General features: G+C 66.0%; 8 protein-coding genes. 5 read left to right on the top strand and 3 right to left on the bottom strand.

Features of this window, described 5'->3' with window-relative positions:
- The first annotated feature begins 103 nt into the window (after positions 1 to 103).
- Positions 104 to 1354, top strand: a complete 1251-nt coding sequence (locus KY496_RS21770; protein ID WP_157225494.1) for an IS256 family transposase — start codon at positions 104 to 106, stop codon at positions 1352 to 1354.
- Positions 1355 to 1664: 310 nt separating this feature from the next.
- Complete coding sequence (locus KY496_RS21765; RefSeq protein ID WP_219862422.1) at positions 1665 to 2756, top strand: putative zinc-binding metallopeptidase; 1092 nt, start codon at positions 1665 to 1667, stop codon at positions 2754 to 2756.
- 78 nt (positions 2757 to 2834) lie between these two features.
- Here KY496_RS21765 and KY496_RS21760 read toward each other — a convergent pair whose 3' ends face one another.
- Together KY496_RS21760 and KY496_RS21755 are read right to left on the bottom strand one after the other, a co-directional pair.
- Positions 2835 to 3860 (bottom strand): alpha-E domain-containing protein, encoded by a 1026-nt coding sequence (locus KY496_RS21760; protein WP_071360540.1) that lies wholly within the window; start codon positions 3858 to 3860, stop codon positions 2835 to 2837.
- A gap of 1 nt (position 3861) precedes the next feature.
- Positions 3862 to 5274: a circularly permuted type 2 ATP-grasp protein gene (locus KY496_RS21755; protein ID WP_219862420.1), complete on the bottom strand. Its 1413-nt coding sequence runs from the start codon at positions 5272 to 5274 to the stop codon at positions 3862 to 3864.
- 163 nt (positions 5275 to 5437) lie between these two features.
- On the opposite strand from KY496_RS21755, the gene KY496_RS21750 reads away from it, so the two are divergent.
- The 3 genes from KY496_RS21750 to KY496_RS21740 are packed head-to-tail and all read left to right on the top strand — an operon-like array spanning position 5438 to position 12253.
- Positions 5438 to 8737 carry a DUF2126 domain-containing protein gene (locus KY496_RS21750; RefSeq protein ID WP_219862418.1) on the top strand — a complete coding sequence of 1100 codons (3300 nt, stop codon included), beginning with the start codon at positions 5438 to 5440 and terminating at the stop codon, positions 8735 to 8737.
- 37 nt (positions 8738 to 8774) lie between these two features.
- On the top strand, positions 8775 to 11315 hold the full coding sequence (locus tag KY496_RS21745) for a circularly permuted type 2 ATP-grasp protein (protein WP_184238152.1): 2541 nt from the start codon (positions 8775 to 8777) through the stop codon (positions 11313 to 11315).
- A complete protein-coding gene (locus tag KY496_RS21740) occupies positions 11312 to 12253 on the top strand; it encodes a transglutaminase family protein (RefSeq protein WP_229520335.1) in 942 nt (313 codons plus the stop codon). Before KY496_RS21745 ends, KY496_RS21740 begins: the two co-directional genes overlap by 4 nt.
- Here the strand turns inward: KY496_RS21740 and KY496_RS21735 are convergent.
- Positions 12250 to 12912 (bottom strand): hypothetical protein, encoded by a 663-nt coding sequence (locus tag KY496_RS21735; RefSeq protein ID WP_219865151.1) that lies wholly within the window; start codon positions 12910 to 12912, stop codon positions 12250 to 12252. The two genes, KY496_RS21740 and KY496_RS21735, sit on opposite strands and share 4 nt — an antisense overlap.
- Positions 12913 to 13053 lie beyond the last annotated feature (141 nt).

Raw genomic sequence — 13053 nt, 5'->3', positions numbered from 1 at the left:
CGCTTGGTCCCGATTCAGTGGGACCACGTAAGAGCCTGTCAGAATTTCTGTGTGGAACGGGGTCATGAAATAATCCCGAAAGGACTGTTCCATGACCGAAGTGATGACCACCAAGAAGCCCAAAAAACAGAAAGCAGCGTACCCGTTTCCCGTTGAGCTGATCGACCAGTTGCTGGCCCAGGTTGAGAACAAGGACGCCGAGTCGATCCTTGGCGAATCGGGCCTCGCCGGGCAGCTCAAAAAAATGCTGGCCGAGCGTATGTTGTCGGCCGAGTTGAACCACCACCTGGCCAACGAGGAAGACGGCAGCAGAAACCACCGCAACGGTAGCAGCCCGAAGAAGGTCTTGACGCCAGGCGGGGAGCTCCACCTGGACATTCCGCGCGATCGTCTGTCGAGCTTCGAGCCCAAACTGGTGGCCAAACATCAGCGCCGGATGTCGGGCTTCGACGATCACGTTATCAGCATGTACGCTCGTGGTATGAGCGTGCGCGAGATTCAGGCGCATTTGCTGGAGTTGTACGGCACCGAGGTGTCGCCAGACCTGATTTCGACCATCACCGACGAAGTGCTCGAGGAGGTCGCGCAGTGGCAGCAGCGGCCGCTCGAGGCGATGTATCCGATCGTGTATTTCGACGCGTTGCGCCTGAAGATCCGGGACGAAGGCACGGTCAAGAACAAGGCCGTATATCTGGCCTTGGGCATTCGTGCCGACGGCCGCAAGGAAGTGCTGGGTCTGTGGATCGAACAGACCGAAGGCGCCAAATTCTGGCTGAAGGTTTTCAACGAACTCAAGAACCGCGGACTGGACGATATCCTGATCGCCGTCGTCGATGGCCTGCGCGGCTTCCCGGAGGCCATCGAGGCCGTTTATCCGCAAGCGCAGATCCAGACGTGCATCGTGCACCTGATCCGCAATTCGACGACGCTTGCGGCCTGGAAGGACCGGAAGGAACTGGCAGCGGCGCTCAAGCCGATCTACCACGCTGCCAACGCCGAGCTGGCCGAAGCGGCGCTGGATGCCTTTGCAGAAGGCCCATGGGGCACCAAGTTTCCGACCGTGGCCGCGATGTGGCGGCGCCAGTGGCAGCAGGTGATTCCGTTCTTTGCCTACCCACCTGAAGTGCGCACGATCATCTACACGACCAACGCTATTGAAAGCCTGCATATGCGTCTGCGGAAGATCGTCAAGAACCGTGGTCACTTCCCCAGCGACGAAGCCGCGACCAAGTTATTGTTCCTGGCCTTGCGCAATATCGAGAAAGATTGGAAGATGCCACAGCGTACCTGGAAGCAGGCTGCCAACCAGTTCGCCATCATGTTCGGCGAGCGCTTCACGAACGCGATTATCTAACTACGAATTCTGGCCCCGCACACAGAATTTCTGACAGGTCCCCACGTAAAGGATCCTGGTGGCGTAAGCAGGACTGCCGTTAACCCGCCGGCCCGTCGTCGTCGCGCCCAACGTCGGGGTCGATTCCGCCTCTTATACCCCCGCCCGCATCACCCTCACCGCCGCCTCTATTCCCGGCACCTCCACGTTTGTTCTTCCTTTGTCCCCCACCACCTCATGCGGCGTTGTCTGACACGTGCCTGCCTAGATCGGTTTTGCTGTTAGATTATTAATACCGAATACCGACCGTTGTCCCACTCTTCTTTCTGCCATGAAAACCTTTCACTGCGACAAGTGCTCACAACAGATATTTTTTGAAAATACCCTCTGCTTCAACTGCGACAGCACGCTCGGCTACCAGCCGGCCACGCGCAGCGTCAACAGCTTCGAGCAGACCGAGGACGGCCTGTGGCGCAGCCTGAACCACACCGACGCGGGCAAGGTCTACAAGCAATGCAGCAATTATGTTCAGCATAATGTCTGCAACTGGATGCTGCCTGCGGATGACCCGCACGATTTATGCGCCTCCTGTCAGCTGACCGTCGTCATCCCAGCGCTGACGTCCGAAAAAAACCACATCCTGTGGGCGCGTCTCGAAGCGGCCAAGCGCCGCCTGCTGTTTTCACTGGCGACGCTCAACCTCACCCCGGCCTCGAAGGAAGCCGAGCCGGAAACCGGCCTGGCTTTCCAGTTCCTGGAAGACGGCGTGACCGACCAGTGCGTGATGACCGGCCATGCCAACGGCGTGATCACCCTGAACATTGCCGAGGCCGATCCGGCCGAGCGCGAACGCACGCGCGAGCAGATGCACGAGCGCTATCGCACGCTGCTGGGCCATTTTCGTCATGAAAGCGGCCATTACTATTTCGACCGCCTGGTGGCCGGCAGTCCGTGGATCGACGAGTATCGCGCCCTGTTCGGCGACGAGCGCCAGGATTATGGCGAAAGCCTGAAGCGCCACTACGAAAATGGGCCGCCGGAAGACTGGGCGGAGCGTTTCGTGAGCAGCTACGCCAGCTCGCACCCGTGGGAAGACTGGGCCGAGACCTGGGCCCACTACCTCCACATGATCGATACGCTGGAGACGGCGCACTCCTGCGGCCTGCAGCTCAAGCCGCGCAAGGCCGACGAGCCCGCGCTCGACGGCATCACCCTGCCGACCAGGACCGACGCGTTCGACGATACCCTGAGCGACTGGTTCGCGCTGACGTACGTGCTCAACAGCCTGAATCGCAGCATCGGGATGCCGGACTCCTATCCGTTCACGCTCAGCCCGCCGGTACTGGAAAAGCTGCACTTCGTGCACCGGGTCGTGCGCGCCCAGATCAAGCAGGCGACGGCGCCAGCCAAGCCGGGCGCCTGAGCCGACGCACCGTCATGATGCCCGCGCCGCCGCTTTCCCCCGAAACGGTGCGGCGCGCGCCATGCCGGTGCGCCCGGCTTACGCGGTCTGGGTCTGGGTTTGCGTCATTCCGCCCAGGGTCTGCGTCTGCGACTGGGTCTGTCCTTCGTCGGGCAAGGCCGGCTCGATCGGGATCAGGAAGTCGCGGCTGATGCCGTTGCCCAGCGCGTCGACCGACGCCAGGAAGCGGGTCAGGAAGGCGTGCAGGCCTTCTTCGAGGATGGCGCTGATCGGGGACGATTGCAGCATGGCGTACAGTTCCACGGCCAGGCGCTCGGTATCGTGCGACTGCGCATTGCGCACGTCCTTCAGGTTGGCCACCACGGCGGCCATGCACGCCGCCAGCGAGCGCGGCATTTTCTCTTGCAGTATCAATAGTTCGGCCACCCGTGTCGACGTGATGGCGTCGCGGTAGACCTTGCGGTAGGTTTCGAAGGCGGACACCGAGCGCAACAGCGCCGCAAGCTGGTAGAACTCCGCCTGCGTCCCGGCCTGGACCGCATCATGCGCTCCGAACCTGAACTTGACGTCGAGGATGCGCGCCGTATTGTCGGCCCGTTCCAGGAAGGTGCCGAGGCGGATGAAGTTGAACGCCTCGTCCTGCAGCATGGTGCCCAGCGTGACGCCGCGCGACAGGTGCGAGCGGTACTTGACCCATTCCAGGAACTGGCCGGGATCGTGCTCGAAGGTGCGGTTCTTGAGATGCTTCTGCAGCATCAGCCAGGTCGTGTTCTCGGTTTCCCATACTTCGGTGGTCAGGGCGCCGCGCACGGCGCGCGCATTCTCGCGCGATGCGCGCAGGCAGCTGGTGATCGAGGACAGGTTGTCCGGATCGCGCACCATGAAGTCGATCACGTCCTTCTGCGTGAGCGCCGGGTACTTGGCCTCGAACTGCGCTTCCAGCTCGGACACGCCCAGCATGCTGCGCCAGCCCTGCTGCTCGGCCTGCGCCGACTGCGGCATCAGCGAATACTGGACCCGGACATCGAGCATGCGGGCCGTGTTTTCGGCGCGCTCGGTGTAGCGGGCCATCCAGAACAAGTGGTCTGCGGTGCGGCTCAACATCTTAGTTCTCCAGTATCCAGGTATCCTTGGTGCCGCCGCCCTGCGACGAATTGACCACCAGCGAACCTTCCTGCAGCGCCACCCGGGTCAGGCCGCCCGGCACCATCGACACGGTCTTGCCCGACAGGACGAAGGGACGCAGGTCGATATGGCGCGGCGCGATGCCCGATTCGACATAGGTCGGGCAGGCCGACAGGGCCAGCGTGGGCTGGGCGATATAGCCGTCCGGGTTGGCGATCAAGCGCTCGCGGAAGGCCTCGATCTCGGCGTGGGTCGAGGCCGGCCCGACCAGCATGCCGTAGCCGCCGGCGCCGTGCACTTCCTTCACCACCAGCTCGGGCAGCCGCGACAGGGTGTAGGCCAGGTCTTCCTTTTTCCGGCACTGGTAGGTCGGCACGTTGTTCAGGATCGGCTTTTCGCCCAGGTAGAATTCGATCATGTCCGGCACGTAGGGATAGATCGACTTGTCGTCGGCCACCCCGGTGCCGATGGCGTTGGCCAGGCCGACCCGCCCGGCGCGCACCGCGTCGAGCAGGCCCGGCACGCCCAGCGTGGACTCGGGGCGGAAGGCGCGTGGATCGAGATAGTCGTCGTCGATCCGGCGATAGATGACGTCGACCTGCTTCGGCCCGCGCGTGGTGCGCATGTAGACGGTGTCGTCGCTGACATACAGGTCTTGCCCCTGCACCAGCGCCACACCCATCTGCTGGGCCAGGAAGGCGTGTTCGAAATAGGCCGAGTTGTGCATGCCCGGCGTGAGGACGACCACGGTCGGGTCAAGCGGTCCGTCCGGCGCCACGGTGCGCAGGTTGTCGAGCAGCAGGTCGGGATAGTGCTCGACCGGCGCCACGCGGTTGCTCGCGAACAGGGCGGGAAACAGCCGCATCATCATCTTGCGGTTTTCCAGCATGTAGGACACGCCGGAAGGCACCCGCAGATTGTCTTCCAGGACGTAGAACTCGCCCTCGCCCGCGCGCACGATGTCGACGCCGGCGATATGGGCATAGATGTTTGAAGGCACCTTGACGCCCTGCATCGCGGGCCGGTACTGCGCATTGTTCAGGATCTGTTCGGGCGGGATGACGCCCGCCTTCAGGATATCCTGGTCGTGGTAGACGTCGTGCAGGAAACGGTTCAGCGCGGTCACCCGCTGCACCAGGCCGGCCTGCAGCCGGGCCCATTCGGCGGCGTCGATCACGCGCGGAATGATGTCGAACGGGATCAAGCGCTCCTTGCCGGCGTTGTCGCCGTAGACGGCGAAGGTAATCCCCACCCGCTGGAAGGTCAGTTCGGCTTCGGCACGTTTTTGCGCGATCAGTTGCGGCGACTGCAAGGCAAGCCACCGCGCAAACGCGTCGTAGTGAGGCCTTGCAATTGCCGCAGAGGAATACATTTCATCGTAAAAGTTCGGCATCGGATCCTCCAGTGGCATAGGTGCAATCAAGAAACGTGCCAGCTCGGCGACGCCGCACGATCGAATTATATTGCGGGTATGAATCATGCTTGTGCACAGTTGAAACAGGTATATATCGATGTGCTGGTATCGTTCGTGACCACCCCTATAAAGGCACTCCCGCATGGCTATCCGTATCGCGCTGCACCACAAGACCAGTTACCGCTACGACCGGCAAGTCGCCCTCTCGCCGCATGAGGTGCGCCTGCGTCCGGCGCCGCATGCGCGCACGCCGATCCTGTCGTATTCGCTGTCGGTGCTGCCGCAGGAGCATTTCATCAACTGGCAGCAAGACCCCTACGGGAATTACATCGGCCGTTTCGTGTTCCCGGAAAAAACGGATACGCTCGAGTTCACGGTCGACCTGGTCGCCGACATGACCGTCATCAATCCCTTCGATTTCTTCATCGAACAATATGCGGAGCATTTTCCCTTTGTGTATCCCGAGCAGTTGCAGGGGGAACTGAGCGCCTACGCGCAGCCCGAGCCGGCCGGCCCGCTGCTGCTGGCATGGGTAGACGCGGCGCGGCGCGAGCTGCTGGCGCAGCCGATGAACACCACCGACTTCCTGGTGGCGATCAACCAGCGCCTGCAGCGCGACATCGCCTATCTGCTGCGCATGGAACCGGGCGTGCAGACGCCGGAACACACGCTCGAGAAGCGTTCCGGCTCCTGCCGCGACAGCGGCTGGCTGCTGGTGCAGATCCTGCGCACGATGGGGCTGGCGGCGCGTTTCGTTTCCGGCTACCTGATCCAGCTGCGCGCCGACCAGGAGGCGCTCGACGGTCCGAGCGGCGCGCTCGAAGACTTCACCGACCTGCACGCCTGGACCGAGGTGTACATCCCCGGCGCCGGCTGGATCGGGCTCGACCCGACCTCGGGCATGCTGGCCGGCGAAGGCCATATTCCGCTCGCCTGCACGGCGCTGCCCTCGTCGGCGGCGCCGGTGACGGGGTTCAGCGACAAGGCCGAGGTCACCTTCATCCACGAGATGACGATCACCCGCATCCACGAAGACCCGCGCGTAACCAAGCCGTATTCGGACGCCGACTGGGAGGCCATCGACCGCCTGGGCCGGCAGGTCGACGCCGACCTGCTGGCCCAGGACGTGCGCCTGACCCAGGGCGGCGAGCCCACCTTCGTCTCGATCGACGACATGGACGCGCCGGAGTGGAATACCCAGGCCCATGGCGAGCGCAAACGCGCGCTGGCCGGCACGCTGGCGCAGCGGCTCAAGAATCATTTCGCGCCCGGCGGCCTGCTGCACTACGGCCAGGGCAAATGGTATCCGGGCGAACCGCTGCCGCGCTGGGCGCTGAACATCTTCTGGCGCGTCGACGGCGAGCCGCTGTGGCGCGACCCCGGCCTGTTCTCGGAAGAACACGTCGACGACGGCTATGACGCCGGGGACGCCCGCCGCTTCACCGCCGCGCTGGTCGATGCGCTCGGCCTGCCCGCCGGCAGCGCCATCCCCGCCTATGAAGACGTGCTGCTGCAGGCCCAACGCGAGCAGGCGCTGCCGCCCAACCTCGATCCCCTGCGGGCAGACCTGGACGCGCCGGAGGAACGGCGCCGGCTGGCGCGCCTGCTCGAACGCGGCCTGGGCCAGGTGGCCGGCTACGTGCTGCCGCTGCAGGCCGCGCCCGGCGCCGGCTGGCGCACCTCGGCCTGGCCGCTGCGGCGCGAACACCTGTACCTGCTCGAGGGCGACTCGCCGATCGGCCTGCGCCTGCCGCTGGCCACGCTGCCATGGGTGCCGCCGCGCGAACGCGATCCCGGTTTCGAGGTCGACCCGTTCGCCCCGCGCAGCGCCCTGGTGGCCGCGCACCACGCCGCGCAGCCGGCGCCGGACCGCGCGGCCGTCCAGCCTGCCTCTCCCTTCGCGCCGGACGCACGCGAGGTGATCCACACCGCGCTGTGCGTCGAAGTGCGCGCCGGACGCCTGCACGTCTTCATGCCGCCGCAGCAGCGCCTCGAGGATTACCTGGCGCTGGCCGGCGCGGTCGAGGCCACCGCCGCCAGGCTCGGGATGAAGCTGCGGATCGAAGGTTATGCGCCGCCGCGCGACCCGCGCATCAAGCTGCTCAGCGTCACGCCCGACCCGGGCGTCATCGAAGTCAATATCCATCCGGCCGCTTCGTGGAACGAGCTGGTGCACAACGTGACGACCCTGTACCAGGAAGCGCGCCTCACCCGCCTGGGCACCGAGAAATTCATGCATGACGGCCGCCACACCGGCACCGGCGGCGGCAACCACGCCACCCTGGGCGGCGCCAGCGCCGAAGACAGCCCGATGCTGCGCCGTCCCGACCTGCTCAAGAGCCTGATCACCTACTGGCAGATCCACCCGGCGCTCTCTTACCTGTTCTCGGGCACCTTCATCGGACCGACCAGCCAGGCGCCGCGCGTGGACGAGGCGCGCGACGACAACCTGTATGAACTGGCGATCGCCTTCCAGCAGATGGACAAGGTGCTGCCGACGCTGCAGCCGGGCGACAAGCCGTGGATGGTCGACCGCCTGCTGCGCAACCTGCTGGTCGACCTGACCGGCAATACGCACCGCGCCGAATTTTCGATCGACAAGCTGTATTCGCCGGACGGCCCCACCGGCCGCCTCGGCCTGGTGGAGTTCCGCGCCTTCGAGATGCCGCCGCACGAGCGTATGAGCCTGCTGCAAATGCTGTTGCTGCGGGCCCTGGTCGCGCGCTTCTGGCGCGAGCCGTGCCAGGCCCGGCTGGTGCACTGGGGCACCGCCCTGCACGACCGCTGGATGCTGCCGCATTTCGTCGCCCAGGACATCCGCGACGTCGCGCGCGACCTGCGCGCGGCCGGCTATGCCTTCGAGGACCACTGGTTCGAGCCCTTCATCGAATTTCGCTTCCCGCGCTTCGGCACCGTCGTCTACGAGGGCGTCGAGATGGAGCTGCGCCAGGCGATCGAGCCGTGGAACGTGCTGGGCGAGGAAGTCGCGGCCGGCGGCACCGCGCGCTACGTCGATTCGTCGGTCGAACGCATGCAGCTGCTGGTGCGCGGGCTGACCGACGGCCGCCACGTGGTGGCCTGCAATGGCCGCATGCTGCCGCTGCACCCGACCGGCGTGCCGGGCGAGTACGTGGCGGGCGTGCGCTTTCGGGCGTGGAGTCCGTGGTCGGCCCTGCATCCGAGCATCCGGGTGCAGGCGCCGCTGGTATTCGACCTGGTCGATACCTGGAGCGGGCGCGCGATCGGCGGCTGCACCTACCACGTGGTGCATCCGGGCGGACGCAATGAAACGGGCGCGCCGGTCAATGCCAATGCCGCCGAGGCGCGCCGTTTCGCGCGCTTCTGGCCGCATGGCCATACCCCGGGTCCGATGACGGTGCGCAAGGAGCCGCTCAATCCTAGTTTCCCTACGACACTAGATTTACGCTGGCAGGCAAGCTAACCTAGCGCTTTTGTACCACCCGTAATCAGCAGCTGCGATGCCGAATCAACTACTTGCCCACTATCTGGCCGCGCCGGACAGTTTCGACGAAATGCTCGACGCGGCCAAGGCGCCGCGCGCGCATTGGCGTGCGCTGCTGGACAACCTGGCGCACGAGGCGCCCACCATGATGCGCCAGCGCCAGGAGATGGTGCAGCGCCAGGTGCGCGAAAACGGGGTGAGCTACAACGTGCCCGCCGACGCCCACGGCCGGCAACGGCAGTGGGACCTGAACGTGCTGCCGCTGATCCTGCCGCACGAGGAATGGAGCGGCATCGAGGCCGCCGTGATCCAGCGCGCCACCCTGCTCAACAAGATCCTGGTCGACGTCTACGGCAAGGAGGAGATGCTGAGCGAAGGCTTGCTGCCGCCGGCGCTGATCCACGGCCACGCGGGCTTTTTGCGCCCCTGCCACGGGATGCGCCATCACGACGACGTCGCCCTGCACTTCTACGCGGTCGACCTGGCGCGCGCCCCGGACGGCCGCTGGTGGGTCATGGCCGACCGTACCCAGGCGCCCTTCGGCGCCGGCTATGCGCTGGAAAACCGCGCCATCATCGCCCCCACCTTCCCCGACCTGCTGCGCGAGCTCAAGGTGCAGCCCCTGAACCGGTTCTTCCGCACCATGCACGAAAGCCTGGCGCACTGGGGCCGCCGGTGCGCGGCCGGCGGCGACGCGCCGGCGCCGCTGCGCGAGGGCGAAGCGCCGCTGATCGTGCTGCTCACGCCGGGACCGCTCACCGCCACCTACTACGAGCAGGCCTACCTGGCGCGCCATCTCGGCCTGCCGCTGGTCGAAGGCGGCGACCTGACGGTGCGCGACGGCGTGGTGTACCTGAAAACCCTGGCCGGCCTGCACCGGGTGCACGTGATCATGCGCCGGGTCGACGACGAATCGTGCGATCCGCTCGAACTGCAAAGCTCGTTGCTGGGCGTGGCCGGCCTGACCCAGGCCGCCATGCGCGGCAACGTGCTGGTCGCCAACAGCCTCGGCTCGAGCCTGCTCGAATCGGGCGCGCTGCTCGGCTTCCTGCCGGCGCTGTCGAAGCGCCTGCTGGGCGAGCCCCTCAAGATGCCATCGGTGGCCACCTGGTGGTGCGGCGAAGAAGCGGCGCTGGAAACCGTGGTCGCCAGGCTCGACCGGTTGGTGATCAAGCCCGGTTTTTCGCAGTTGCCGCAGGCGGCCGTGTTCGGCCAGGACCTGGACGGCGCCGCGCGCGCGGCCTTCATCGCCCGCCTGCGCGCCAATCCCAATAATTACATTGCCCAGGAACTGGTGCGGCTGTCGCAGGCGCCGGTGTGGAAGGACGGCGCCGCGCCCGGCCTGCAGGCGCGCGCCATCGGGCTGCGGGTATTCGCCTGCGCCACGCCGAATGGCTATGTGGTGATGCCGGGCGGGCTGACCCGGGTGGCCACCGGGCCCGATGCGCGCGTGCTGACGATGCAGATGGGCGGCGCCAGCAAGGACACCTGGGTCCAGGCGCGCGCCAGGGCCGAAGTGCACCGCCTGCAGCAGCGCAGCATCTCGGGCCGCGACCTGGTGCGCGAAGACACCAACCTGCCGAGCCGCGTGGCGGAAAACCTGCTGTGGTTCGGACGCCATGCGGAACGCACCGACAATATCTGCCGCCTGCTGCGGGTCGCGCTCGATTTCCTGTTCAACGTCCGTTTCGACCAGCGCGGCGCGGAATGGCCGACCGTCGAGGCGCTGTGCATCTGGTTCGGCCTGCTCGACGAAGGGAAGAAGCCGGCCACGCCAGACGCGAGCCAAAGCGGCCCCATCTTTACTGATGCCGAGATCGAGTCGGCCCTCCTGACGGCGGTCGTCTCGCCCGCGGTCCCTGGCCTGGCACGGCAGCAGCAGCAGTTGCACCGGCTTGCCGGGCAGCTGCACGAACGCTTCTCGGTCGACAACTGGCGTGCACTGAACCGGATGGTGCAGCCCGCCGCCGCCGCCGGCGAGCGGCCATCGCAGTCGGGGGTCATGACGATCCTCGACGATGCCGCCGCCGCGCTGATGACGCTGGCCGGCTTCGCCCTCGATGGCATGACGCGCGATCTTGGCTGGCGTTTCATGTCGATCGGACGCCGCCTGGAGCGACTGCAATTCCAGAGCGTGGTGCTGCAGCGCGCGCTTGCCATGAACGGGAGCGGCAACCTGGAATGGCTGCTGGAGCTGTCCGACAGCATCATCACTTACCGGGCCCGCTACCGGGCCCAGCCCGAATGGCTGCCGGTGCTCGACCTGCTGCTGCTCGACGAGACCAATCCGCGCTCGATCGTCTTCCAGCTCAACGGCATCCTGGGCACGCTGGGCAAGATCGAACAAACCCAGGGCCCCTGCGGCACGCATATGCTGACGCCCTTGAAAAAGGAATTGCTTGCGCTCGATCCGGACACTGACCTGAAGCACGGCAACCCCTTGCTCGGCGGCCTGCTGGACCGGATCGGGCGCACCAGTGCGGCCCTGTCCGAGCAGATCAGCGTGCAATTTTTCAGCTATACCGACAATGGCCGCCAAAGGAACCGCAGCTCATGATCGCGCAGCTCATGGACAATTCACCGGCGAGCGCCGGCGCCTGCGCACGCTATCGCGTGGTGCATGAAACGCGCTACACCTACAGCAGCCCGGTCACCCTGTCGCAGCAATACCTGCACCTGACACCGCGCTCCTTCCCCTGCCAGCAGACCGAGTCGCACCTGATCTGGCTCGATCCGGTCGTCAACGACGGCAAGGACGGCGTCGACTACTTCGGCAACCTGACCCGCCACGTGACGCTGACCGTACCGCATGACAGCCTGCTGGTGCACGCCGAATCGACGGTCTCGCTGCGCGCGCGCTACACCCTGGCGCAGATCGCCGGGACGCTGCCGTGGGAATGCGTGCGCGACATGATGGGCAAGGAAAAAAGCCCCGCCACCCTGGAAGCCTGCCGCTACCTGTATGCCTCGCCGCATGTCGCCAGCTTCCCCGAGCTCGAAGCCTATGCCCGCGCCAGCTACACCCCGGGCCGGCCGCAGCTCGATGCCGCGCTCGACCTGACGTACCGGATCTTCGACGACTTCGAATTCGATGCCAAGGCGACCGACATCTCGACCCCGCTCGATCAGGTGCTGCGCGGCCGGCGCGGCGTGTGCCAGGACTTCGCCCAGCTGATGATCGGCTGCCTGCGCAGCATCGGCCTGCCGGCGCGCTATGTGAGCGGCTACATCCTGACCCACCCGCCGGCGGGCAAGCCGCGCCTGGTCGGCGCCGACGCCTCGCACGCCTGGGTGTCGGTGTTCTGCCCGGCGCTGGGCTGGGTCGATTTCGATCCGACCAACCGCTGCCTGGTGCAGCATGAACACATCACGCTGGGCTGGGGGCGCGACTTCAGCGACGTGACGCCGCTGCGCGGCATCGTGCTCGGGGGCGGCAAGCAGGAGCTCGACGTCCAGGTGACGGTGACGCCCCTGCCCTTGCTCGAAGGGGCCTAGACGCCGTCCTTGTGTCCAAGTCCCGCGGGGAAGGGCATGCCCGCGCCGCCGCCGCCGTCCATGCCCCCGCCGCCGCCGCCGCGGTTTCCACCGCCGCCGGCCTCGCCTTTCGCACGACCGCCGCCACCCTGCGTGCGCGTCGGCCCCTGCAGCGGAATCATGACCTCGTCCGGCATCGGATCGAGGTCGAGCGCGGCGCGAATGAAGGTGCGCAGGCTGACGACCAGCTCCGCCGTGTGGATCGGCCGCCCCGCCGCCAGGTCGGCCGCCGCCTGCGCCGCCAGCCGGCAGTGCTCTTCGGTGCCGAGCAGCAGGATGTCGGCCAGCGCGGCTTCGACGGCGTCGCGGATGCGGCGCGAGCGGTCCGAGCTCGCCGTTCCCTCATTCGATCCCTCCTCGCCCGACTGGGCCCGCTCGCGCACATCGCGCAAATGCGTCGGATCGACCGTCAGTTGCCCGGTGAACGAGCCGCCCAGGGTGCGGTAGGCGGCGATCAGGGTTTTCAGGCGCTCGTTGATCTGGCGGTTCATGCGCTCGCGGCGCTGCTGGATGGTCTGCATCATGAGGATGCGGATGCCCACGCCCAGCAAGGTAAAGACGGCAAGCCCGATGATCGTCGTCATCGCGCCTTGCCATGAACTGAAATCCATATAGCGCATGCTGGTCACTGTGGCGTTGTCGATGGCTGTTAGTTTAGCTGCCGGAAACATGCCGGCGCGCCACGCTCGCGTCATGGACGAATCGCCAACTTCTTGCGCTAACAAAAAGACAAGGTCTCATGCATCCGGGATGATGGATCC

Origin of the sequence: Massilia sp. NP310, from assembly GCF_019443485.1 — a bacterium.
Classification (GTDB): Bacteria; Pseudomonadota; Gammaproteobacteria; order Burkholderiales; family Burkholderiaceae_D; genus Telluria; species Telluria timonae.
This window is presented reverse-complemented; position numbering and strand designations above follow the sequence as displayed.